The sequence below is a fragment of the Corynebacterium sp. NML98-0116 genome, assembly GCF_001767255.1.
Classification (GTDB): domain Bacteria; phylum Actinomycetota; class Actinomycetes; order Mycobacteriales; family Mycobacteriaceae; genus Corynebacterium; species Corynebacterium pseudogenitalium.
On the sequence record NZ_CP017639.1, the window covers coordinates 474550 to 498601 of the forward strand.

Annotated in this window: 22 protein-coding genes and 5 tRNA genes; 15 read left to right on the forward strand and 12 right to left on the reverse strand. The window is 62.7% G+C overall.

The window, feature by feature from the left end; genetic code table 11:
- Positions 1-266 precede the first annotated feature (266 nt).
- Complete coding sequence (locus BJP05_RS01935) at positions 267-473, reverse strand: DUF3073 domain-containing protein (RefSeq protein ID WP_070361942.1); 207 nt, start codon at positions 471-473, stop codon at positions 267-269.
- A 188-nt stretch (positions 474-661) separates the two neighbouring features.
- Positions 662-1747, reverse strand: coding sequence for a folate-binding protein YgfZ (locus BJP05_RS01940; RefSeq protein WP_145945232.1), 1086 nt, complete (start codon positions 1745-1747; stop codon positions 662-664).
- Between the two features lie 31 nt (positions 1748-1778).
- Here BJP05_RS01940 and BJP05_RS01945 point away from each other — a divergent pair, with 31 nt between their 5' ends.
- Positions 1779-2702, forward strand: a complete 924-nt coding sequence (locus BJP05_RS01945) for an aminodeoxychorismate lyase (protein ID WP_070361944.1) — start codon at positions 1779-1781, stop codon at positions 2700-2702.
- 20 nt (positions 2703-2722) lie between these two features.
- On the opposite strand, the gene BJP05_RS01950 is transcribed toward BJP05_RS01945, so the two are convergent.
- Positions 2723-3346 (reverse strand): FABP family protein, encoded by a 624-nt coding sequence (locus tag BJP05_RS01950; RefSeq protein WP_070361945.1) that lies wholly within the window; start codon positions 3344-3346, stop codon positions 2723-2725.
- A gap of 20 nt (positions 3347-3366) precedes the next feature.
- A complete protein-coding gene (locus tag BJP05_RS01955; protein WP_070361946.1) occupies positions 3367-4104 on the reverse strand; it encodes a DUF2993 domain-containing protein in 738 nt (245 codons plus the stop codon).
- A gap of 34 nt (positions 4105-4138) precedes the next feature.
- Between BJP05_RS01955 and mshD the strand changes: the two genes are divergently transcribed.
- From mshD to pstB, 5 genes are all read left to right on the forward strand, one after another.
- Entirely contained in the window at positions 4139-5053 is a 915-nt protein-coding gene (mshD, locus tag BJP05_RS01960; protein WP_070361947.1) for a mycothiol synthase, read from the forward strand.
- Between the two features lie 121 nt (positions 5054-5174).
- The gene (gene pstS / locus BJP05_RS01965) at positions 5175-6296 is read left to right on the forward strand and encodes a phosphate ABC transporter substrate-binding protein PstS (RefSeq protein WP_070361948.1); all 1122 of its coding nucleotides are present in this window, start codon (positions 5175-5177) and stop codon (positions 6294-6296) included.
- Between the two features lie 2 nt (positions 6297-6298).
- Complete coding sequence (pstC, locus tag BJP05_RS01970) at positions 6299-7261, forward strand: phosphate ABC transporter permease subunit PstC (protein ID WP_070361949.1); 963 nt, start codon at positions 6299-6301, stop codon at positions 7259-7261.
- On the forward strand, positions 7258-8151 hold the full coding sequence (gene pstA, locus BJP05_RS01975; protein WP_070361950.1) for a phosphate ABC transporter permease PstA: 894 nt from the start codon (positions 7258-7260) through the stop codon (positions 8149-8151). The genes pstC and pstA overlap by 4 nt, the downstream gene beginning before the upstream one ends.
- 14 nt (positions 8152-8165) lie before the next feature.
- Positions 8166-8939, forward strand: coding sequence for a phosphate ABC transporter ATP-binding protein PstB (gene pstB / locus BJP05_RS01980; protein ID WP_070361951.1), 774 nt, complete (start codon positions 8166-8168; stop codon positions 8937-8939).
- A gap of 3 nt (positions 8940-8942) precedes the next feature.
- Here pstB and BJP05_RS01985 read toward each other — a convergent pair whose 3' ends face one another.
- Together BJP05_RS01985 and dusB are read right to left on the reverse strand one after the other, a co-directional pair.
- Entirely contained in the window at positions 8943-9671 is a 729-nt protein-coding gene (locus tag BJP05_RS01985; protein WP_070363440.1) for a PhoU domain-containing protein, read from the reverse strand.
- 43 nt (positions 9672-9714) lie between these two features.
- Positions 9715-10866: a tRNA dihydrouridine synthase DusB gene (gene dusB / locus BJP05_RS01990; protein WP_070361952.1), complete on the reverse strand. Its 1152-nt coding sequence runs from the start codon at positions 10864-10866 to the stop codon at positions 9715-9717.
- A 198-nt stretch (positions 10867-11064) separates the two neighbouring features.
- Here dusB and BJP05_RS01995 point away from each other — a divergent pair, with 198 nt between their 5' ends.
- On the forward strand, positions 11065-12567 hold the full coding sequence (locus tag BJP05_RS01995; protein ID WP_070361953.1) for an acetyl-CoA hydrolase/transferase family protein: 1503 nt from the start codon (positions 11065-11067) through the stop codon (positions 12565-12567).
- A gap of 6 nt (positions 12568-12573) precedes the next feature.
- Here the strand turns inward: BJP05_RS01995 and cydC are convergent, their stop codons facing one another.
- The 4 genes from cydC to BJP05_RS02015 are packed head-to-tail and all read right to left on the reverse strand — an operon-like array spanning position 12574 to position 18239.
- Positions 12574-14136 (reverse strand): thiol reductant ABC exporter subunit CydC, encoded by a 1563-nt coding sequence (cydC, locus tag BJP05_RS02000; RefSeq protein WP_070361954.1) that lies wholly within the window; start codon positions 14134-14136, stop codon positions 12574-12576.
- Positions 14133-15665, reverse strand: a complete 1533-nt coding sequence (locus tag BJP05_RS02005) for an ABC transporter ATP-binding protein/permease (protein WP_070361955.1) — start codon at positions 15663-15665, stop codon at positions 14133-14135. Before BJP05_RS02005 ends, cydC begins: the two co-directional genes overlap by 4 nt.
- A gap of 3 nt (positions 15666-15668) precedes the next feature.
- The gene (gene cydB, locus BJP05_RS02010; RefSeq protein WP_070361956.1) at positions 15669-16673 is read right to left on the reverse strand and encodes a cytochrome d ubiquinol oxidase subunit II; all 1005 of its coding nucleotides are present in this window, start codon (positions 16671-16673) and stop codon (positions 15669-15671) included.
- A 3-nt stretch (positions 16674-16676) separates the two neighbouring features.
- A complete protein-coding gene (locus BJP05_RS02015) occupies positions 16677-18239 on the reverse strand; it encodes a cytochrome ubiquinol oxidase subunit I (protein ID WP_070361957.1) in 1563 nt (520 codons plus the stop codon).
- 181 nt (positions 18240-18420) lie between these two features.
- Here BJP05_RS02015 and BJP05_RS02020 point away from each other — a divergent pair.
- From BJP05_RS02020 to BJP05_RS02045, 6 genes are all read left to right on the forward strand, one after another.
- A tRNA-Lys gene (locus BJP05_RS02020) sits at positions 18421-18493 on the forward strand.
- Positions 18494-18751: 258 nt separating this feature from the next.
- Positions 18752-18824: transfer RNA gene (locus BJP05_RS02025), tRNA-Glu, on the forward strand.
- A 33-nt stretch (positions 18825-18857) separates the two neighbouring features.
- Positions 18858-18934, forward strand: a tRNA-Asp gene (locus tag BJP05_RS02030).
- Between the two features lie 186 nt (positions 18935-19120).
- A tRNA-Asp gene (locus BJP05_RS02035) sits at positions 19121-19194 on the forward strand.
- A 22-nt stretch (positions 19195-19216) separates the two neighbouring features.
- Positions 19217-19289 (forward strand) — tRNA-Phe (locus BJP05_RS02040).
- Between the two features lie 66 nt (positions 19290-19355).
- On the forward strand, positions 19356-19652 hold the full coding sequence (locus tag BJP05_RS02045; protein ID WP_070361958.1) for a GNAT family N-acetyltransferase: 297 nt from the start codon (positions 19356-19358) through the stop codon (positions 19650-19652).
- A gap of 6 nt (positions 19653-19658) precedes the next feature.
- Here BJP05_RS02045 and epsC read toward each other — a convergent pair whose 3' ends face one another.
- Both epsC and cysK read right to left on the reverse strand, forming a co-directional pair.
- Positions 19659-20258, reverse strand: a complete 600-nt coding sequence (gene epsC / locus BJP05_RS02050; protein WP_070361959.1) for a serine O-acetyltransferase EpsC — start codon at positions 20256-20258, stop codon at positions 19659-19661.
- A 52-nt stretch (positions 20259-20310) separates the two neighbouring features.
- Positions 20311-21246: a cysteine synthase A gene (gene cysK / locus BJP05_RS02055; RefSeq protein WP_070361960.1), complete on the reverse strand. Its 936-nt coding sequence runs from the start codon at positions 21244-21246 to the stop codon at positions 20311-20313.
- Between the two features lie 243 nt (positions 21247-21489).
- On the opposite strand from cysK, the gene ramA reads away from it, so the two are divergent.
- A complete protein-coding gene (gene ramA, locus BJP05_RS02060) occupies positions 21490-22350 on the forward strand; it encodes an acetate metabolism transcriptional regulator RamA (protein WP_240492788.1) in 861 nt (286 codons plus the stop codon).
- A 24-nt stretch (positions 22351-22374) separates the two neighbouring features.
- A complete protein-coding gene (gene murA / locus BJP05_RS02065) occupies positions 22375-23631 on the forward strand; it encodes a UDP-N-acetylglucosamine 1-carboxyvinyltransferase (protein ID WP_070361962.1) in 1257 nt (418 codons plus the stop codon).
- The last annotated feature ends 421 nt before the right edge of the window (positions 23632-24052 follow it).

The following is a 24052-nucleotide window of genomic DNA, read 5'->3' on the forward strand; positions in this document are numbered from 1 at the left end:
CGCACCCAGTTTTATCTAGCCCTTTTGTGACCTGTGGATATGTAAGTGGCCTGTTTTGGAATTGCGTCCTTTGGCACTCGTGCTCCCGTGCGTGCACCAAATTCTCTCCCGCCCGACCAGCGACCAGGGAAAACGCCAGGCCTCTACCTAAAACCAAGGAATTTGGTGTCTCCTTGGTGCCAGCAGCCTCTGAACGAGTGTTAAGGCACCAAAAGAACACCCGCTGCCCGGATGGGCAGCGGGTGTTCTTTGTAAGCGTTGGACGTTTAGCGGTCTGAGGTGCCGTACGCATCCCAGTCGGCGTAATCGGCGTACTGGTCATCTACCTCGTAGTCGTCGTCCTCTTCCCAGCTCTTCTTCGGAGCTTTGCCTGCGAGCTCGCGTTGGAGCGACTCGAGGTCCATTTCAGGAGAGTTGTACTTGAGTTGGCGAGCAACCTTGGTCTGCTTTGCTTTGGCGCGTCCGCGACCCATTGCGTGACCCCCTTGAGGTGGTTCTTCTGGGCGGCTCCCGGGCAGGGAGCGGCCTCATGCTTTTCGATTCGTTAATTGTCCTGTAGGACATAATAGCGCGAACGTTCCAAAAATTCCCCTCCACGGGGTGACCTGTGTGTTTGCCCAGCGGGCCCCGGCAAGAGCCCACACAGGGGCCAGTCTGAGATCTAGTTGCCGCGCAACCGTTGTTGGGCCTTGCGCCCGGCTTTCTCGCCCTCATCGGTGGGAAGAGAATCAGGGTCGATGCGAGCGGAAACGCCATCGATGTCAAGGTCGACGTCAGTGCCGGCGTTGAGTGCGGACCGTTTCAGGCGGGCCAGTGCGATGGGGCCGTAGTCGGCGTCGTGGACGACGGTGCCGAGTGTGCCAACCGCGCGCCCGCCCGCCCGGATGGTTGCACCGATCTCTGGCTCGGTGGGTGCGGAGCCGTCGAGCTGCAGCATGACCATCAGGCGGGGGGAGCGGCCAATGTTTTCCACGCGCGCGACGGTTTCTTGCCCGCGGTAGCAGCCCTTCTCCAGGTGGACTGCGGCGATGCGGTCGCCGCGGTTGATCAGGCGCGGGGCTTCGTGCGGGATGGTTTTTTCGTCGCAGTCGGCGCCGAGTTCGGGCTCGCCGGCCCGCACGCGCTCGGCGGTGAACGCCATCAGCCCGCCGAGCACGCCGCCGCGTTCCACCAGCGCATCGACGACCTCTTCGAGCCGGTCGCGTTCGACCGCGATGTCGAAGCGCGCGTGCGCGGTCCACGGGGACACCCGCCGGGAAAACGCCACGCCGTCCACCGCCGCGAGGGCTTCCGTGGCGTCGGCTGGGCCGATGAGCGTGAGGATCGCCAGGTCGGTGTCGGTGATGGTGACGTCGGACCAGAACACCATTTTGCGCAGGAACGCGGTGAAGGTTTCGTATTGCGCGGCTGGCAGGTCGAGGTAGAACGTGGTGCCGTCGTAGAAGACGTCGGCGTGGTGGAGGATCCTGCCCTGCGCGTCGAGGTCGAGGGCGGAGGCTGCGAAGCCGGAGGGGGCGTCGTCAAGCTTTTGTGAGAGGAGGTTGTTTAAGAACTCTGGTGCGTCGGGCCCCGCGACCGCGATGATGCGGCGCTGCGAGCGGTCGATGATGACGGGCTGGGTGTCCATGGCGCGTTGTTCGCCGAGCGGCTCCCCGTAGTGCCAGGCGACCCCCTTCGCGTCGAGCGGCGTCGTGCCCGCAAACTCTGCGGCGCCAGGGCGTTGCAAAAGTGGAGAAGAGTTCAACACATCCACCATCGTAGCGGGATACTATGAACGCATGGGTTCGTCGCACTTGTTACCAGCTCCAGTGATCTATCTTGTGGAACCGTTCGGCGGTTCTATTCGACGCCAAAACGCCAGCATGCCGCACGTGTTTTGGGACGACGCCGCCGTCACGCGTGGCGACGGCATCTTCGAAACCATCCTGATCCGGAAGGGGGTGCCCGCCAACCTTGAGGCCCACATTGAGCGTTTCCGGCGAAGCGCCCGCACACTCGACCTGCCGGACCCGGGGGTGGACCACTGGGTGAAGGCGACGAATGAGGCGGTGGCCGACTACGTGCGCGAGCGCGGCAGCGAGCCGGAGGAAGTGGACGCGCGCTGCGTGTGGACGATGACGCGTGGCCGCGAAACCACCGGCGTCCCCACGGCGTGGCTGACGGTGCGCCCCATCGACGAGACTGCCCTGAAGCAGCGCAAGAGCGGGGTATCGGTGATGACGACCTCGCGTGGCTACTCCCTGGACACCGGTGAGCACGCAGTGCCGTGGATGCAGGTAGGCGCGAAGACCTTGAACTATGCGGCGAACATGGCTGCGCTGCGCTGGGCGAAGAGCCACGGGCACGACGACGTCATCTACATCGACCCCACCACCGAGCGCGTGCTGGAGGGCGCGAACTCGACGGTGATCGTGGTGAAGAAGGGCGGGCGGATCCGCACGCCGAAGCCGGGGCCGGGCATCCTGCCGGGCACGACGCAGGCCGCGCTGTTCGAGTACGCATCCGCGCGCGGCTGGAAGTGCAAGCAGAAAGACATCTACCTGAATGAGCTGTTCAAGGCTGAGTCGGTGTGGTTGGTGAGCTCCACGCGGATGGCAACGAGGGTGAAGCGCCTGAATGACAAAAAGCTCCCGGCCCCCGAGAACGCTCGGGAGATCCAGGAGCTAGTGCAGCAGGCGCTCGACGCGAGCATCGGCCTGTAAAAGCCTGTAAACCCTAGTGCTTAGCCGGCGACGCGCTTGAGCTCGGCGGACATGTAGGGGACCATCTCGCCGTCGACGGCGCGCTCGTCAACCCAACCGAGGTTGTTGTTCGGCATCAGGCCGTAGACGCGCTTGCCCGGGCCGTGGTTCTCAGGGCCGGTTTCCGTCACGATGGTCGACGCGCTGGTCAGCTGCCATGCGCGCTCGTTGAGCAGCGTGCCGTACATGATCTCGGTGAGCCCGCGGGAATTGGTCAGGGTGACCTCGATTTCGTCCTTCAGGGAAATACGCCAGAAGCCGACCTCGCGCTGGTCAGCGCCGGTGGGCTTGCCGTCCTCGTCCAGGCGCCAGATGCGGGACTCGAAGCGGAGGTAATTCTCGCCGTCGTGGGAGATGACCAGCTGCTGGCCAAAGGCGTACTCGTCGCCGTTATCGTTGGCCTGGCCCTCGCCGTGCCACACGCCGACCAGCGGCAGAAGTGCTAAGAGGCCGTCGTGGAGGCTAGGGCCCTCGCGAAGGTTGGCCGTGTCCGCTGGCAGCGGCATCTCATCAAACCCAAGCGCTGGGATATTGCGGTGCGCAGTCGCCTTCGACTGCTCCGCGGCGAGGTTGACTGCTTCGTTCCCGTTTAGTTTTTCACTCATGCGTACCAGGCTACAACGTCCTACACCAGCGGCGCGAGGTCGCCGGCCTCCACGACGGTGTTGATGCGGTCGCGGGAAAACTCGATGGAGCCGCCGGAAAGTTGCACGTTGTCGGCCTGGCCGCCTAGCGGCAGGTCGCGGGTGTCCCTGTCCAGGGTGTACGCGTCGATGACGCGGTCGGTGAGGTCGGAGGGGACGTCGATAAGCTGGCTGGGCCGCATGCGGAACGTGGGGCCGTCGAGGCGCAGGGTGACCACGACTGTGGTGGGAATGTCCGTGCCGGGGACGGTGCCGGTCATGCGAGCTTCGCTCGCGGTGCCGCCGGAGGGCGAGATGTCGTAGGGATGCGCGATGTCGAGGTCGGTCATGCCGAGGAGCTGGCCGAACGCGACGCCGTCGAGGCGCACTGTGCGGCGTACAACGTCGGCCTGCGCGCCGGTGAGATCCGCGCGGCGCAGGCGTTGCCCGGCGCTCGCGGGCAGTTCCAGGTTGATCAGCTCCACCCCGGCGTTGCCCACGCCGACGCCCGCCACCGGCACGTCTACGGAGTGCAGGCTCACCCTTGACACAGCTCCGGTCACAGCAGCCAGCGCCACCGGGAACCCGGAGATGTAGGCCTCGGGGGCGACTTCGAGCCCGTTGAGCTGCGCGGCCTGCCTCGACAGCGTGCGCTCCACGCCGGAGGCAAACAGGGTGTCGGCGGCGCCACCGACGCACAGCACCGCAACGAGCCCGAGGGCGATCGACCGTTTCTTCACGTCTCTAGTTGTACACACACGCTAGCCTTGGGGCATGACGAACACTCGCTTTCACCCCCAACCGCTCACGCTGCCGGAACAGCCGGAGACGGCCAAACAGGTCGAGGCGATGCTGCAGCGCGTCGCGGACTACGACGGCATCGCCGCCTTTTCCGAGCAGTTCCTCAACGGGCTTCACGACGCCCGCCTGGGCCACAACCACCTGGTAGTCAGACAGGGCGACGACGTTGTAGGAGTAGTAGGGTTCGCCCCGGACGGTTCGGCGGAGCTCGCGGTGGATCCGCAGTCGCGAGGTCAGGGGATGGGCCGCAGCCTTGTCGACGCCGCCTTCGCCCACAACCCCGCCGCCGGCCTATGGGCCCACGGTAACCTGCCCGACGCCCACGAGGTTGCGCTGCTCCTCGGGCTCCGCCCGGTGCGCGAGCTGCTCGTGATGCGTCTGGACGAGGTGCGCGCTGAACCCGTGCAGCTGCCCGAGGGATACGAGGCGTTCAACCTCGTTGAGGCGAGCGCGAAGTGGGGCAGGGAGCCCGTCGAAAAGTCGTGGCTGGAAGCCAACAACCAGGCGTTTTCCTGGCACCCGGAGCAGGGTGGCTGGGATTTGGAGCGCCTCCACCGCGCGATGGAGGCCGACTGGTTTGACCCGGCGGGTGTGTGGTTCCTGTACCACGGCGAGGAACTCGCGGGCTTCCACTGGACGAAGCGCCACCCGGACGGCACCGGAGAGGTCTACGTTGTCGGCTTGGCGGACGCCTTCCGCGGCCACGGCCTTGGCGGCGTATTGATGGAACTGGGGCTGGTTCACCTCGCGGAGCAGGGAAGCCCGGCCGTGATCCTCTACGTTGAGGCGGACAATGCCCCGGCCGTGAAGCGCTACGAGGAGCTTGGATTCCAGGTCGCGGAGCGCCACGTCGTATATAAAGCGGCGGGGGCAGCGGCGGGTGATTAAACCCAACCGTCACGCAACATTCATGTGAAGTTCACGAATAGGGGCCTTTAGTGTTCACCATCACGCTTTAGCGTTACTCCTCGAACATTAAAGGTCACTATTTCTTGGAAAGGTATTCCACGTGAATTTCAAAAATCAGCGTTCTGCAGCAGTATTCGGTGCATTGGCGGTAGCGTCGGCCGCGTTGGTTGCGTGTGGCAACGGTGCAGACAATGCGGCGGACACCTCCGCAACGGATACCCCCGGTTCCGATGCTGCAGTCGCAGGGGAGTACGAACTTTCCGGCGAAACTGGGCAGCTGTTGGCGGAGGGCGCGTCTTCGCAGCAGAACGCGATGGACTACTTCCGTACCGTGTACGAGGCAGACGTTCCGGGGGCAACGCTTGCGTACAACCCGACCGGCTCCGGCGCTGGCGTGAAGCAGTTCCTGGATAACCAGGTGGTCTTCGCAGGCTCCGACTCGCCACTGAAGGAAGAGGAAGTCGCAAAGGCTGCGGAGCGCTGCGGTGGCAACGAGGCGTGGCACCTGCCGTTCGTGATTGGCCCTGTCGCGGTTGCATACAACCTGGAGGGCGTCGACGAGCTGACGCTGAGCGTCGACAACATCGTGGAGATCTTCCAGGGCGTCATCAAGAACTGGAATGACCCGAAGATTGCGGAGTCCAACCCGGGCGTGGAGTTGCCGGACCAGAAGATCAACGTCGTTTACCGCGCGGACGAGTCGGGTACCTCGGATAACTTCCAAAAGTTCCTGATTGCGGCGTCGGATGGCAAGTGGGAGTCGAAGGGCAAGGCGTTCCCGACGGAGGTCGGCTCCGGTGCGAATGGCTCCACCGGTGTCGCTGACCAGGTGGCAAACACCCCAGGCGCGATCACCTACGTTGAGGCGGGCTTCGCAGACAAGATTGCGAAGGTTGACTTCGGCAACGGCCCGGTTGAGCTGAACTCCACCACCGTGGGCAACGCGCTGGCACACATGAAGTTCTCCACGGAGGGCCACAACATGGTGGTGGACTCGGAAGCGCTGTTCGCGTCGAAGGATGCGGATTCCTACCCGCTGATCCTGACCACCTACGAAATTGTGTGCTCGGCTGGCTACGATGCCGCAACCGCTGGCATGGTGCGTGACTTCCTGAACGTGGCGCTGGACTCGCAGGACAGCGAGCTGGAGTCCGAGGGCTTCATCCCGGTGTCGGGCGCGCACGCTGAGCGTCTCCGCGAGGCCATCAACGCGATTCAGTAACAATGGCTACAGCTCAAGTTGAGGCGCGCCCCCGGCGCCGAGCCGGGGACCGCGTCTTCGAGGGCGTATCGACGTCCTCTTCGGTTTTAATCACGCTCATCATTTCTGCGATTGGCGCATTCCTCCTGCTGGAGGCCCTGCCGCCCCTGCTGCGGAACGAAGGCGGCTTCCTCGGGTTCCTGACGTATTCGGGCCCGTGGGAGACGGCGAACCTGGACGCAATGCGTTTCGGTATCCCGAACTTGTTCTTCTCCACGGTGATGATTTCGCTCATCGCGTTGCTGATCGCGATGCCGGTCGCTCTGGGCGTGGCGCTGTTCCTCTCGAGCTTCGCGCCGAAGCGCATGGTGCGCCCGCTCGCGGTGCTGGTGGACTTGCTGGCGGCGGTGCCGTCGATCGTCTACGGCATCTGGGGCGCGAAAGTGCTGGGACCCGCGCTCGGCAAGTTCTACGAGTGGGTGCATTCCTGGGGAGGCGACTTCTTCCTCTTCGCGCACTACCAAAACTCGCCGTCGTTCGCGACCGGCCGCAACATCCTGACCGGTGGCATCGTGCTGGCCATCATGATCTTGCCGATCATCGCAGCCACCGCCCGCGAGATCTTCACGCAGACGCCGCGCGGTCTCATCGAGTCTGCGATGGCCTTGGGCGCGACGCGCTGGGACGTGGTGCGGATGACGGTGTTGCCGTTCGGCAAGTCTGGCTTCGTGGCGGGATCGATGCTGGGCCTTGGCCGCGCGTTGGGCGAGACGATGGCGCTGTACATGGTGGTATCCCCGGCGCCGCTGTTCCGCGGCTCGCTCTTCGACGGCGGCACCACCTTCGCAACCGCGATCGCGAATGCGTCCGCGGAGTTCAATAACCCGATTAGCGCTGGCGCCTACATTGCGGCGGGCTTGGTCCTGTTTGTGATTACGTTTGCGGTCAACGCTGCAGCGCGCGCGATTGTGAGGAGAAGTAAATGACAACAAAGCCTATGTCGCCATTTACCCCCGTGGCGAAGTCGCGCACGATAAAAAGCGCTGTGATGGGCACGCTCGTGGCTGCCACGATGGTGCTGGCGATGCTGCCGCTGCTGTGGCTGCTGGTCACGGTGGTCGGCCGCGGGTGGGACGCCATCAGCGACGTGTCCTGGTGGACCACCGACATGGTCGGCATCCGCGCCACCAAGGAGGGCGGCGGTGCGCTGCACGCGATTGTAGGAACGCTGGCGCAGACGTTGGTGGCGTCGATAATTGCGATCCCGATTGGCGTGGCCACAGCGATCTACCTGGTGGAGTATGACAAGGGCGGGAAGCTGGGCAAGCTGACCACGTTCATGGTGGACATCCTGTCAGGTGTGCCGTCGATTGTTGCCGCGCTGTTCATCTACGCGCTGTGGATTACGGTGCTGGGGCAGGCGCGCTCCGGTTTCGCGGTCGCGCTGTCGCTGATCCTGCTGATGCTGCCCGTGGTGGTGCGCAATACGGAGGAGATGCTGCGCGTGGTGCCGATGGATCTGCGCGAGGCGTCCTACGCCCTGGGCGTGCCGAAGTGGAAGACCATCGTGCGCGTCGTGGTGCCGACGGCCTTCTCCGGCATCACCACCGGCATCATGCTGGCGATTGCCCGCGTGATGGGCGAGTCCGCGCCGGTGCTGATCCTGGTTGGGTCCACGCCGATCGTGAACTGGGCCGGCATGTTTGGTCAGCCGCAGTCCTCGCTGCCGCTGTTCATGCTGGACATGTGGAAGGCAGGCGGCACGGGTGCGGCCGCCGACAGGCTGTGGGGCTCGGCCCTCACACTGCTCATCATTGTTGTTGTGCTCAACGCCCTCGCGCGGTTGATTGCCGCGAAGTTTTCAGTGAAGAAATAAGGATTACGTGCAATATGTCGAAGCTTCAGATGCGTGACGTCAACATTTACTACGGTGATTTTCACGCGGTGCAGGACGTCACCATGGAGATTCCCGCGCAGGCAGTCACTGCGTTCATCGGCCCTTCGGGCTGTGGCAAGTCAACCGTGCTGCGCACGCTCAACCGCATGCACGAGGTGATCCCGGGCGCCTCCGTGCAGGGCGAGATTATTCTGGACGGCCACAATATTTACGGCAAGGACGTGGACCCGGTGTCGGTGCGAAGCACCGTCGGCATGGTGTTCCAGAAGGCCAACCCGTTCCCGACGATGTCCATCGAGGACAACGTCGTGGCGGGCCTGCGCTTGGCAGGGGTGAAGAACAAGAAGGAGCTCAAGGACGTCGCGGAGCGCTCCCTGCGCGCGGCGAACCTGTGGGACGAGGTCAAGGACCGCCTGGACAAGCCGGGTGGTGGCCTTTCAGGTGGTCAGCAGCAGCGCCTCTGCATCGCGAGAGCCATCGCGGTGCGCCCCGAGGTCTTGCTTATGGACGAGCCCTGCTCCGCCCTCGACCCGATCTCGACCCTGGCCGTGGAGGAACTCATCCACGAGCTGAAGGAGAACTACACCATCGTGATCGTGACACACAACATGCAGCAGGCCGCGCGTGTGTCCGACAAGACGGCGTTCTTCTCCCTGGAAGCAACCGGTAAGCCTGGCCAGCTCATCGAGTTCGACGACACCACCACGATCTTCGAGAACCCGTCACGGCAGGAAACCGAAGACTACATCGCTGGCCGGTTCGGCTAGCCGCTACTTCTTGGCTCTGAACCGCCGCTCGATTGCCGCCAGCTTCGAGTGGCGGTCAAACGCGTCCTCGTCGCGCTGCTTCATGTACTCCTTCGGGTTTAGGCCCGTGACCAGGAAGACGACGCGTCCTGCGACGTTCACGCAGCGGTCCGCGTAGCGCTCGTAGTAGCGGGAGACGAGCGCCACGTCGACGGCCTCCCGCGCAGAGTGTTCCCAGGAGTCAGACGTTGTGATGGCGTTGAGGTAGTCGTGGAGGTCGTCGACACCTTCGTCGATTGCGTTGAGCTCAACGGCGACGTCCGCGTCAGGGTCGAGCAGCAGGTCGTGTGTGATGTTGACCATTTCGTCCACGCGGGCGGCCATCTCAGCGATCGGGGCGTGCTCCGTGTTCGGCAACACGGGGAAGGGGTGGCGCAGCCGCGCCAGCTTCGCAATGTGCTTCGCCATCGCGCCCATCCGCGAGAAGTTCTCCACGATATAGATAGAGGACAGCACCTGGCGCAGGTCTCCCGCCACCGGGTTCTCCAGCGCGAGCAGGCTCATGCTGCGCTCCTCGCAGCGCAGCTTCAACTCCTTGAGCGGGTCAGAGGCGTTGAGGGCATGCTCGGCGTCCTCAAGTGACTGCTCCAGCAGCGCCGTGGACGCCAGCTGCATGACTTCGCGCACGGTGTCGCACATCTGCAGCAGGTCGCGGTTGAAGGCTTCGAGGTGTTCACGGTAGGCGGTACGCATGCCCGCCATAGTAATAGGTACGGCCTTATCAACGAGGCTAGGGCTAGCCGCCGTTGTTCTCGATTTCCGCGCCCTCCGGCACGGTGGCGTCTTCCGGATCGTCGAGCCAGCCCTCAGGCAGCGCAACCTTGGAGGAAGAACCCTGGCGGCCGCGGGCGTCGTCGGCGTGCTCGGCGAGTTCTTCGGAGTCCGCGATGGTCGCCAGCAGCGCCCCGAGCTCATCGAGCGTTTCCACCCGGGCCAGGTCCTTGCGGAATTCGCCGCCAACCGGGAATCCGCGCAGGTACCAGCCGGTGTGCTTGCGGATGTCGCGGCAGGCCTGCTGCTCACCGACGTGCTCCGCGAGCAGTTCCGCGTGGCGGGCGATGATGCCGCTGACGCGCCCGAGCGTCGGCTCCGGCGGAATCGGCTCCCCGCGCAGCTGCGCGCCAATCTGGGCGAACAGCCACGGCCTGCCCAAGCACCCGCGGCCTACCTCCACGCCGTGGCAGCCGGTTTGCTCCATCATGTCGGTCGCATCCTTGGCAGCGAAGATGTCCCCGTTGCCGATCACCGGCAGCCCCGTGCCGCGCATGTGCTCAACCAGCCGGGCGATCTCATCCCAGTGCGCCGCCCCGGAGTAGCGCTCGGCGGCGGTACGCGCGTGCAGCGCCACGGCTGCCGCACCCTCCTCGGCGGCGATCCGGCCCGCGTCCATGTGCGTGTGGTGGTCGTCGTCAATGCCGATGCGGAACTTCACCGTAATTGGCACCCCCGAACCTTCCGCCGCGCGGACAGCCGCGGCCACGATGTTGCCGTACAGCCTGCGCTTATACGGGATGGCCGACCCGCCGCCGCGCCGGGTGACCTTGGGCACTGGGCAACCGAAGTTCATGTCCACATGGTCGGCGATGTTTTCCTCGACGATCATGCGCACCGCCTCGTAGGTGTAGGCGGGGTCCACGGTGTAGAGCTGCATGGAGCGCGGCTGTTCCACATCGGCGAAGCTGATCATCCTGAGCGTCTTTTCGTTGCGCTCGACCATCGCGCGGGCGGTGATCATCTCGCAGACGTACAGCCCGGAGGTGGTGCCGGTGAGCTCCTGCTCAATTTCGCGGCACAGCACGCGGAACGGCATGTTGGTCACGCCGGCCATCGGCGCGAGGAGGACGGGGGAGTTCAGCTCCAGGCCGCCGATGCTCAGATGTGGGTTCATAGTGCCCCCATTGTTCCCGCCACTGCGTGCGCAGTCCAATTCGGATGTCCCTTTTGTTTGTCGACGCCCGCTTCGCTCGGTAGGGGGTATCCAGTGAGGGTGACCTTTCTGGATGTTTGCGTAGTTTTCTGCCGTAAGACCTAAGTCACAATTATGGTGGTGTGATATCTGAATCATCAACACGAAGTGAGGTTTTTAATGAGCGAGCGTATCGCGAGTGACAAGCTGCGCGCCAAGGTCATGACTGCAGAGGAAGCTGCCCAGTTCGTGAACCATGGAGATAAGGTCGGTATCTCGGGATTCACCGGCGCTGGTTACCCGAAGGCAATGCCTGCTGCGATCGCAGCCAAGGCAACCGACGAGCACAACGCTGGCCGGGAGTACGCAATCGACCTGTTCACCGGCGCCTCGACGGCACCGGAGTGCGACGGCGTCCTGGCGGAAGCAAATGCGCTGCGCTACCGAATGCCGTACCAGTCTGACCCGCAGATGCGTAACAAGATCAACGCCGGCGAGATGAAGTTCCAGGACATCCACCTGTCCCACTCCGGCATGATGGTTGAGCAGGGTTTCTTCGGCGACGTGGACGTCGCGATCGTCGAGGCGGTCCGCATTACCGAGGAGGGCAACATCGTGCCTTCCTCGTCTGTCGGCAACTCTGTTGAGTACCTCAACGCGGCGAAGAAGATCATCATCGAGGTAAACGAGTGGCAGTCGCTCGACCTTGAAGGTATGCACGACATCTGGCTCGTGCCACCACTGCCGAACCGCATCCCGATCCCAATTACCAAGGCTGGCGACCGCATCGGTACCACCTACATCGAGATCGACCCGGAGAAGGTCGTCGCCGTCGTTAAGACCAACGCTGAGGACCGCAACGCGCCGTTCAAGGCTCCGGACGAGACCTCTGAGCGCATCGCCGCGAACTTCCTCGACTTCCTCGAGCACGAGGTGCGCCACGGCCGCCTCACCTACGACGGCTACGTTATGCAGTCCGGCGTGGGCAACGTGCCGAACGCCGTGATGGCCGGCCTGATGGACTCGAAGTTTGAGAACATCCAGGCGTACACCGAGGTTATCCAGGACGGCATGGTCGACCTTATCGACGCCGGCAAGATGTCCGTCGCATCCGCAACGTCCTTCTCGCTGTCCCCTGAGTACGCAGACAAGATGAACGCGGAGGCCAAGCGCTACCGCGAGTCCATCATCCTGCGCCCGCAGCAGATCTCGAACCACCCGGAGGTCATCCGCCGCACCGGCCTGATTGCCTCCAACGGCATGATTGAGGCGGACATTTACGGCAACGCGAACTCCACCCACATCAACGGTTCCCGCATCATGAACGCTCTGGGCGGCTCTGGCGACTTCACCCGCAACGCCTACATCTCCTCGTTCATCTCCCCGGCGACCGCGAAGGACGGAGCGATTTCCTCCATCGTCCCGATGGTGTCCCACGTGGACCACACCGAGCACGACGCGATGGTCTTCATCACCGAGTTCGGTGTAGCTGACCTGCGCGGCCTCGCTCCACGTGACCGTGTGGCCAAGATGATCGCGATCGCTCACCCCGACTACCGCCCACTGCTCGAGGAGTACGTGGAGCTGGCGTCGAAGAGCAAGTTCCAGCAGACGCCACACGATCTTCGTCATGCGTTCGACTTCCACACCCGCATTATGGAAACCGGCACGATGAAGAAGTAGCGCCAGCTACGACACCACATCCGGGCCCGTCGGCGAGGCAGCAACCTCGATGCCGACGGGCCCGTCGACGTGTACGACCGCAATCACCGTGCGCTGTGGCAGCGCGCCGGGTAGCGGTTCGTGCAACAGGACGTCGAGGAGGTGCTCCGCGGCGTCGATGGAGAGGTGCTCGGTTGGCTCGTCCAGCAGCAGGATCGGGGCGTCGCTGACCAGCGCGCGGGCCAGCAGCAGTCGGCGGCGCTGCCCGGAGGACAGCGAGTCTGCGCCGTTAGCCAGCATGAAATCCAGGTCGAACTCGAAGCCGGTCGCCTCCAGCGCTTCGGCCATGCGGGCATCGCTGGCGTCGCCGTTGGCAACCAGCAGGTTCTCCCGCACCGTCGTGGCGAACACCCATGCGTCCTCCGCGAACAGGCGCGCACCCTCCGCGATGGCCGCCGTCCCGCCGGCGACGGGCAGCAGCCCAGCGAGCGTTTCCAGCATCGTGGTCTTGCCACAGCCGGAAGGCCCGCGCACCAGCATCCGCTGGCCGGGGGCAAGCTCGAAGTCCCATGCTTGGTCGCCGTAGACGGTGCGCAGCGCCTCCGCCCGCACGGCCACGCCGGTCTCCGGGTGGGGGAGGGGGCCGCCGCTGAGCTTCGTTGTCTCTTCGGCGCGGTCCGCGACCTCGCGCAGGTGGTGGGCACTGCGCTTCGCCTGGTCCGCGTGCACCGCAGCCCCCGCGAGCGGGCCGTGCGCCTCAAAGGCCGCCAGCGGCAGCATTACCAGCATGCCCAGCCACACCGGGTTGCCCGTATACGTCTCGACGGCCAACCACGTAATCAGCAGCGCACAGATGCCCGTGGCCCACGCCTGGATCGCAGACGCGGTGGCCTCCGGGCGCGTGGACTGTGCCCACGCCTTGCTCGCATCCGCCGAGGCCTGCGCGGCCTGCTCGATCAGCGCGTCGCCCTTGCCCGCGACGGCGTACTCCACCCTGTCGTGCAGCACCGAGTCGAGCTGCAGCGTGAAAGCGTTTTCTGCCTCGACCAGGAAGGTATTGCGCGAAGCGCGCGTCGCTAAGTACGGGATGAGCAGGCCCGTGAGCGCGAACCCACCCGCCATGATCACCGCCGCCAGTGGGTGCAGCAGCGCCGCGCCCACGATGGCTACCACCGTGAGCACCACGGCGACGCCACGCGGGACGAGCGTGCGCACGATGTAATCCGTCACTCGCTCCGTATCCGCTACCAGCAGCGCCTGACCCTCACCGCGGCCCACACGACCTGCGGCCACCTGGGCGTCGTACATGGTTGCGCGCAGCGTCGTCAGCGCGCGCAGGCCCAGCTTGTGCGCCACCAACCGGTCAAGGTAGCGGAACACCGCTCGCGAAATACCCAACGCGCGCACAGCCGTCACCGCCACCGAGAGGTCCAACACCGGCGGCATCTCCCACGCGCGCGTAATCAGCCAGCCGGACAGTACCGTCAGGCTCAGCGCCGCCAGCAGCGTAATCGCCCCGGCGATGATTGGGCTGATCAGGTCGCGGGGACGCACCTGTGCGATGCGCAGCAAAAACTTCAAGTCACTCATACCTGCACCACCTGGTCTGCGGCGTCGAGTACCCGCTGGTCATGGGATGCAACCAGCACCGCAGCGCCCCGCTGCGCCAGCCCGCGCATCCTTCGTATCACTTCGTCGACCAATTCGGGGGAGAGGTGCGCGGTCGGCTCGTCCAACACGAACACGTCCGCATCCGCGGCGAACGTGCGCGCAATGCCGACGCGCTGCCGCTGGCCTGCGGAAATGCCGTCCCCATATGGCCCGACAGCGTGCGCCTCAGACACGCCCACCAGGCCGACATCCCCGCGCGCGCCGAACAGGGCCACGTTCGAGCCCACGGTCCCAGGCTCCATCGCCGGGGTCGCAGGCAGATACGCCACCTTCTTCTCGACGCCCACTTCGCCCCCAACCATTGCATCCGGCAACTGGCCCAGCACCGCCAACAGCGTGGTTGACTTACCAGAACCATTCGCGCCGGTCAGCACCGTGACCTGTCCGCGCGGTGCATCAAACGTCAGACCGTCCGGGCGTACGCCGTCGCGCCCACGCACGCTCAGGTTGCGTACCTGCACACCGGGTTCCTCGGCGATGTAGGAGCCGGTGGTGGCGGAGGGGGCGTCGAGAAGCTCGAGGACGCGCTCGGCAGCGCTCAGGCCGTCGGCTGCGGCGTGGTAGCTTGCGCCGACCCTACGGATCGGTGCGAAAACCTCCGGGACGATGATGAGCACCGTCAGCCCGGCCAGCAGCGTGATCGAACCGGTCACCAGCCGCAGGCCGATGCTCACCGCGACCAACGCCACCGACAGCGTCGCGATGAACTCCAATGCGAACGAGGACAGGAATGCCAGTCGTAGCACTCCCATCGTGGAGTCCGCGTGTTTTTGGCCCGTTTGGCGAATCTGCTGCGCCGGCCGCTTCGTGGCGTGCAGAGCGCGCAGTGTCGGAGCACCTGCCAACAGGTCCGACAGTTGAGCACCCAGCCCAGCTGTGACCTCGAGTCGGCGTTTGGTGTGATCCGCCGTCAACTTGCCGATCAGCACCATAAACATCGGAATCAACGGCAGCGTAATCAGGCAAAACACGCCAGAGATCCAGTCGAAGTAGAAGATGACGGCCACCACGATTGGGGTGCCGATGGCCGTCGAAAAGAGGGCAGGGAGGAACTCCGTGAGATACGGGCGGAAGTCCGTAATGCCGCGCGTGAGCACATGGCGCCACGTCGCCGAATCCTGCTCCACCGCGCGCGGGTCCTGCTTCGCCAACGCCCGCAGCGCCTTCGTCCGCAAGTCCTCTACAACGCCGCCGACCGCATCGGCGGACCAGCGCTGCGCTACCCACGACAACACGCCGTGGGCCACAACAACGCCAGCAAGCGCCAACAGCAACGAGGCACGCGGAACCGCGCGCTCCGTCACCGCTGACGCTGCGACAATCCCAATCAAAATACCCCGGGCCACCAGCAGTAACGTGTCTGCAGCTTGCGCAACGCCCGTGCGCACAATGAGTTGGCGCACGGGCGGAACGAGGCGAAGTAGCCGGGGGTCAATCGGCGAGGCCATAGCCTAGACCGACACCCTCTTCCGGAACGCCCAGTAGGTCCAAATCTGACCCGCCAGGACGATCGGGGTGAGGCACACAGCCGCCCACGTCATCACCTTCAAGGTGTACGGCGAAGAGGACGCGTTGCGGATATCCCAACCAGCGAACAGATCGCTTGTCGACGGCATCACGTCCGGGAACAGCGAGCCGAACAGGACAATCGCGCAGCAGATAATGGCAAACGCCGTCATCCAGAACGCCAATCCATCACGGTTGCCAGCGATGCCAACCACCGAAACGATCAGGCCGACCGCCGCGAGTGCCAGCGGGATCCAGGTCCAGCCAGCGCCCAGCGTGAGCTGGATCCACAGCAGGTACGCTGCGCCAACCACAATCGCCGGGCCAGCGATGAACTTCTTTGCAAACGCGTGCATCTCAGCACGCAGCGGATCGTGGGACTTAAACCCAAGGAACGTCGCACCGTGCAGCATGAACAGCAGTACGAACGCCACGCCGCCCAGCAGGCCGAGCGGGTTGAGCAGGCCAAGGAAGCCGTCGTAGAAGGAGTCCAGACGGCCCTGCTCGTTGAGCGGAACGCCCATCACGATGTTCGTGAAGCCAACGCCCCACAGCAGCGTAGGCAGGTAGGAGCCAAACGCCGTGCCGGCGTCGCAAAGCCTGCGCCACTTCAGCGTGTCCACCTTGACTCTCCACTCCAAGCTCACGCCGCGGACAATCAGGCCCATAAGGATGAGCACCAGCGGCAGGTAAAAGCCGGAGAACAGCGTGGCGTACCACTCAGGGAACGCCGCGAAAATCGCCGCGCCGCCCGTAATGAGCCACACCTCGTTACCGTCCCAGATCGGGCCGATTGTCCTGATCGCAGCCGTGCGACGACGGTCGTTCTCGATCTCATCGCCCTTCATGAACGGCAACAACATGCCAACACCGAAGTCAAAGCCCTCCAACACGAAGTAGCCGGTGAAGAACACTCCGATGATCACAAACCAAAGCACTTGCAAGTCCATGATTTATAGCTCCTTGTTGTCCGCAGTGGTTGTGGTTGCGCCGGACTCCTGCGAAGACTTGAAGCTCAACGGCTCCAACTCGGTCTCGGCGTTCGGGCCATAGAGCACATCCTTCAAGCGCTTGGAGTCGCCCTCGTGCAGTCCAGGCTGGTCCATGCCCTTACGGACCTGACGCTGAATGAGCCACACCCACAGCACCGCACCGATGCCGTAGAGCACCGTGAACAGCACCATAGAGAGCAGCACCTGCCACGGCTGGTGGTCAGAAACACCGAAGTCCAGCAGCATGTGAATGTTCTGCTCCATCCCTGGGTGATCCCCACCCTGGAACGCCGGGTTCGGGTGGACGATCCACGGCTGGCGGCCCATCTCGGTGAAGATCCAGCCCGAAATGTTCGACAGCCATGGAGCCGGCAGCGCCACCAGGCACAAGGTGCCCAGCCACTTCGCAGTAGGCACGCGCTTGCCGCGGGTCACCCACAGGCCTACCAGCGCCATCACGACGGAAACGACGATGAAGAAGATCATCATGCGGAAGGACCAGTACGTCACGAACAGGTTCGGGGTGTAGTTGCCCGGGCCGTACAGCGACTCGTAGTACTGCTGCAGATCCAGCACGCCCTGCAGCTCAACGCCAGAAAGCTTGCCCTGTGCCAGGAACGGAAGCACAAATGGCAGGCCGATCAGCTGGGTTGCGGACTCGCAGTCGTTGTACGTCGAGATAGAAAGCACCGAGAAGTGCGGATCCAGCTCAGTGTGGCACAGTGCCTCTGCCGACGCCATCTTCATCGGTTGCTGCGTAAACATCAGCTTGGCCAGCTCGTCACCAGTCAGCGTGATGAGCACCGTCGCAGCGAGGATGACCCACGCACCGAAGCGGGTGCAGGAACGCCACACCGTCGCGGCATCCCCATCCGGATCGCCCTTGCGGGCCTCGCGGATCATCCACCAGCCAGCGACGCCGCACACCAAGGTGCCCGCGAGCATCCAAGCGCCGAACACCGCGTGCGGGAATGCCCACAGCACCGTCGGGTTCGTCAGCAACGCCTTGAAGGAAACCAGCTCAGCGCGGTTCGTTTCCGGGTTGAACACAGCGCCCACCGGGTGCTGCATGAACGAGTTTGCGGTAATAATCCAGAACGCCGAGATGTTCACGGCGATCGAAACAATCCAGATTGACGCAAGGTGTGCCCACTTCGGCAACCTGCCCCAACCGAAAATCCAGACGCCGAGGAAGACGGATTCAAAGAAGAATGCCGTCAGGCCCTCGAAGGCGAGCGGTGCACCAAACACGTCTCCCACGAACGAGGAGTATTCAGACCAGTTCAAGCCGAACTGGAACTCCTGGACGATGCCGGTGACAACGCCCATTGCGAAGTTAATGAGGAAGATGTTTCCGAAGAAACGGGTCGCGCGGTACCAGCGCTCGTCGCCGGTCTTGTGCCAGATGCTTTGCATGATCGCAACCATCGGCGCGAGTCCCATGGTCAGTGGGACGAAAAGGTAGTGATAGACCGTCGTAATGCCGAACTGCCACCTTGACAGATCGACTAAATCTAGCGGCATTGTGACTCCTTCAACGTAAACAACCAATAAAGGTTATGGTCATATATTTACCGTAGCAGGCGCCGAAAACCCCTAACTTCCAGGGAGTATGACCATATATGGGGGTAGCGTCCTGAAGGGTCATTTCGGGGTGGGTTTACGATTTCGGCCCACCCTTGAGTTGTGCTAAGTTGTTGCGCACGGGCCTTTAGCTCAGTTGGTAGAGCTACGGACTTTTAATCCGCAGGTCGCGGGTTCGATCCCCGCAGGGCCCACATTCAGCGCCACACGACTTCGGTCGGTGGCGCTTTTTGTTGGGTGTAGAGTGGCTTGAGTCGGCGCGAAGCTCAAAGTGTAGTAACAGGATTGTAGTAACTCTTGTCCGCGCACTCCCGTTTCGAGGATTACTACAATCCTGTTACTACACTTTGCAAATTTTGGCTAACGAATCACCCTTGAAAACTTGCTATGTACTGGTGATTTGTGATGTTATTCTGCATCGGCTTATGATGGTCGAGCTGTTAACGCAGCGGGCCCCCATCGTCTAGAGGCCTAGGACTCCGCCCTTTCACGGCGGCAACACGGGTTCGAATCCCGTTGGGGGTACTTCAGCCGCAAGGTTGAAACACAAAAACATATGGCCCTGTGGCGCAGTTGGTTAGCGCGCCGCCCTGTCACGGCGGAGGTCGCGGGTTCAAGTCCCGTCAGGGTCGCCATGTTTGAAGAGTCGGAACGGAAACGTTCCGGCTCTTTTTATTTTGTCCAACCTGCCTACATGAAGAGGTGAAGTGGCGTCGAAAAATATGGTTTGTGCTGGCGATTTGCTTGTGTTCGAGAGCTCTGTGTAAAGTATCAACTCGTGCAAGCGACCGTGTAGCGGCCGTGAGTACGAAACTGAATAAGGCCCTGTGGCGCAGTTGGTTAGCGCGCCGCCCTGTCACGGCGGAGGTCGCGGGTTCAAGTCCCGTCAGGGTCGCGAACAGCACTTGTGTTGTTCTGGCCAGATAGCTCAGTCGGTAGAGCACACGCCTGAAAAGTGTGGGGTCGCCAGTTCGATCCTGGCTCTGGCCACACTCCAACCCCTTCACTGCGGTGGAGGGGTTTTGTGTTTCTGTCCCCGAGGATTGGAGCGTTGATTTGTCGCAGCACGACGCAGTACAGCCCGAGCTGAAGAGGAATGACCAGGAGTCCCGCTACGAGATATTTGTCGACGGGCAATTGGCCGGGTTTGCCACGTACGCTGACGTCGACGGTGCGCGGGAGCTGCCACATACGGTGGTGGACCCGAAGTTCCGAGGCCAGGGCCTCTCGAAGCCGCTGATGCAGTTCGCGCTTGACGACGCCCGCTCCGAGGGGCTCAACGTTATTCCGACGTGCCCCGCTGTGGCGCGCTACATTGCGCAGAACCCGGAGTACGCGGACCTCGTCAAGTAGCGCGGATTAGATGACGTAGCTGCCCGGGTCGAAGTACTTGTCGGGGTCGACGAGGTGCTTTGTTTCGCACTCTTGGCGCTCCCTGACCTTGGCAGGAATGCCGACGGCGATAGAGTTCGCTGGAATGGACTTTGTGACGACGGCATTCGCCCCAACCGCTGTGTTGTCTCCGATTGTGATGGGGCCGAGGACCTTCGCCCCGGCACCGATGGTGACGTTGTTGCCGATGGTGGGGTGGCGCTTCGTCTGTGTGAGCACCTGCCCGCCGAGCGTTACGCCGTGGTAGAGCATGACGCCGTCGCCGATTTCGGTGGTCTCACCGATGACGATGCCCATGCCGTGGTCGATGAAGAAGCGTCGGCCGATGGTGGCGCCGGGGTGAATCTCAATACCGGTGAAGAACCGGTTGGCCTGGGCGAGCACGCGCGCTGGCCCCTTGAGGTTGCGCTTCCACATCCAGTGGCACACTCGGTGCGTCCAAATTGCGTGGAGTCCGGAGTAGACGATGGCGTTCTCGAGGTCGCCTCGCGCCGCCGGGTCGTGGTCCCTCGCGTTGGCGAGGTCCTCGCGGATCATGTGAATCACGCGGATGGCCGTTTTGATCATGTGGCGATCCTATCAATGACCATCCGTGTGGGTGACGTCGTGCTGGGTCGGCCTAGTCGCGAATGTCTTCGTAGAGCACGGTGGAGACGTAGCGCTCGCCGAAGTCCGGAATGATCACGACGATCGTTTTGCCTTCGTTCTCGTCGCGGGCGGCGAGTTCGAGCGCCGCCTTGAGGTTTGCGCCCGCCGAGATGCCGCCGAGGACACCGTCCTTCAGCGCAAGTTCGCGTGAGGTGGCGACGGCGTCTTCGTTTGAGACTGTAATAATCTCGTCGATGACGTTGCGGTCGAACGTGCCAGGGATGAAGTTCGCACCGAGGCCCTGAATCTTGTGCGGGCCTGCCTCGCCGGTGGACAGCAGTGGGGAAGCAGCTGGCTCGACTGCGACGGCCTTGACGGATTCCTTCTGCTCTTTGAGGTACTTCGCGGAGCCAGAGATCGTGCCACCTGTGCCGACACCGGCAACCACAATGTCGACCTCCCCATCAGTGTCGTTCCAAATCTCGGGGCCGGTGGTCTCGTAGTGGACCTGCGGGTTGGCTTCATTTTCGAACTGGCTGGCCAGGATTGTGTTTTCCGTCGTCTCGACGATCTCGTTCGCCTTATCGACGGCCCCCTTCATGCCTGCCGCGCCTGGCGTCAATACGATCTCTGCCCCGTACGCGCGAAGGACCACGCGACGCTCCTGCGACATTGTCTCCGGCATGGTCAGGATGACTTTGTAGCCCTTCGCAGCGCCGGTGAGCGCGAGTGCGATGCCGGTGTTGCCCGATGTCGCTTCCACGATGGTGCCGCCTGGCTTCAGTTCGCCGGAGGCTTCCGCCGCGCGGACGATAGCGTCACCAATACGGTCCTTGACGGAATTTGCCGGGTTGTAAAACTCAAGTTTTGCTAGGACGCGTGCCTTGAGCCCGTCAGTGATGCCGTTGAGCTCTACGAGCGGCGTATTGCCGATGAGGTCCAATACTGACTTTGCGATCTTTGCCATGAAAATAACTCCTTTACCTGTATGTTTCGCTTACGTTGCGTTCTTGTTGCGCGATTATACACTCGCGACATGAACCAGCTAGTCTTTGTCAAATAGACCGATTTGTTCACCTACTTCCGGGGTTGTGTTTCTGTGAATGTGTGGCAAGTGCAAAGTTTGGCTACCCCCGAAAACGCGTTATGATGAAAGGGCTTTGAGTCAAGTTCGACAAGCAGTGTCCCTAAACAGGGGACACTCGAACGGGTGGAAAGCGAGAGATCATTGACCGACGCACAGTGCCTTAAGGAAGACGACGACGCCATCCGGGCAGCGTTGACCACGCTGAAAACCGCAACCGGTATCCCCGTAGCCATGTATGGCACCCTCCTGGCGGATAACCGTTTGCAGATCACGCAATGGATCGGACTACGGACTCCAGCCCTGCAGGAGCTTGTCATTGAGTCAGGTGCCGGTGTAGGTGGAAGGGTCGTCGCTACGCGCCGCGCGGTGGGTATTTCCGACTACACACGCGCGAATGTCATCTCCCACGAGTACGACAAGCAGATTCAAGACGAAGGCCTGCACTCCATCGTTGCAGTCCCGGTAATTACCCAGCGCGAGATCCGTGGCATCCTCTACGTGGGTGTGCACTCGCCGGTGCGTTTGGGCGACAAGGTGATTGAAGAGGTTGCTATGACGGCTCGCTGTCTCGAGCAGGACCTCGCGGTCAATACCGCCCTGAGGCAGGGCGACGGCGCGCGCGCCGGACAGAAGACGGGTCGCGTTATGAACAGTGCTGAGTGGGAGCAGGTTCGCTCCACGCACTCGAAGCTGCGCATGCTAGCAAATCGTGTGGGCGATGAAAATCTTCGCAAGGAAATCGAGCAGCTGTGTGACCAGATGGTTTCCCCGGTGCGCGTGAAGCAGACGACGAAGCTTTCCGCTCGTGAACTCGACGTTCTTTCCTGTGTTGCGCTCGGCCATACCAATGTTGAGGCCGCGGCCGAGATGGGGATCGGTGCCGAGACGGTGAAGTCCTACCTCCGCAGCGTGATGCGCAAGCTTGGGGCACACACCCGCTACGAGGCCGTTAACGCAGCTCGTCGCATCGGGGCGTTGCCGTAACCGTTGTTGGGTACGCTGGGTTCCGTGAAAGAACGATTTTTAGTCTCTGGCGGTACCCGGCTTGAAGGCGTCGTAAAGGTAGACGGCGCCAAGAACAGCGTGTTGAAGCTCATGGCGGCAGCGCTGCTCGCCGAAGGTACAACAACGCTATTTAACTGCCCCGAAATTCTCGACGTCCCCCTCATGCGGGACGTCCTCGTCGGACTCGGCTGCTCCGTAGATATCGACGGCACCGTGGTCACCATCCACACTCCTGCTGAGGTTTCTCCCCACGCCGACTTCGAAGCCGTCCGGCAATTCCGCGCCTCCGTTGCGGTGCTTGGCCCGCTCGTCGCCCGCTGCGGCGAGGCGTATGTTGCCCTTCCTGGTGGCGACGCGATTGGGTCCCGACCTCTAGATATGCACCAGTCTGGCCTGGAGAAGCTCGGGGCGACGACACACATCGAGCACGGAGCCGTTGTTGCCCGCGCCCAGCAGCTGCACGGCGCGGACATCGCACTCGACTTCCCCTCGGTTGGTGCGACCGAGAACATCATTACCGCGGCAGTACTTGCTGAGGGGCGTACTACTCTCTCCAACGCGGCACGTGAACCGGAGATCGTCGACCTTTGCGACATGCTCCGGGCCATGGGGGCGAAGATCGAGGGTGCGGGAACGTCGACAATTGTTATCGATGGCGTCCAAAAGCTGGAGCCGACGCAACACACCGTGGTTGGCGACCGGATTGTTGCCGGAACCTGGGCTTACGCAGCTGCAATTACTCAGGGCGATATCACGGTATCCGGCATTGCACCAGGTCACCTGCACCTTCCTTTGCAGAAGATCAAGCTGGCTGGCGCGCAGGTGGAGACTTACGACAACGGTTTCCGCGTACGCATGAACCAACGCCCCAAGGCCGTCGACTACCAGACGCTGCCGTTCCCCGGCTTCCCGACAGACCTGCAACCGATGGCGATTGCACTTTCCGCGGTAGCCGACGGCGTTTCAGTCATTACGGAGAACGTCTTCGAAGCGCGCTTCCGGTTTGTCGACGAAATGATGCGCCTCGGCGCTGACGCCAACATCGATGGCCACCATGTGGCTCTTCGTGGCGTTTCGACGCTCTCCTCCACGGATGTATGGAGCTCTGACATTCGTGCGGGCGCGGGACTCGTCCTCGCTGGCCTTGTCGCGGAAGGGCAGACCACGGTGCACGATGTCTACCACATTGACCGTGGTTACCCGCGATTTGTGGAGCAGCTCAATGAACTCGGTGCGAAGGTGCAACGAGCAAACGATTAGAACGCTTAAAAACCGGTCCCTCCCAGGCGATTTGTGTTGTTTGTTGGTTCGTGGTTAAGTTATCCCTCGTTGCCGACGAGCGGCCTGGCCGCTTGGAGGGAATGATCAAAGTGAATAAAGTTGCTGCTTGTGGGCGGTTTCGGGTCTGGCTGGTTTGGTTGGATTTGACTTTGTGTTTACGGGTGTGTAACTTTGTTTCAGCTGCTTGACGCTGGCTCTGGTTGGGGTTGGTTGTTGGGTGCGCGGTTGTTGTTTGAGAACTCGATAGTGTGCCAATGTACTTTTTATTTTTTTGATTGCATTGACTTTTGGTTGCGTGCTGTGTGCCATGTTTTGGTGTGTGCCGGCGGTGATGCTTGAACCTATGATTGAGTGTCACTGGTGTGGTGCAGATGCATGGTCGCGTTGACTGTATTGGTTG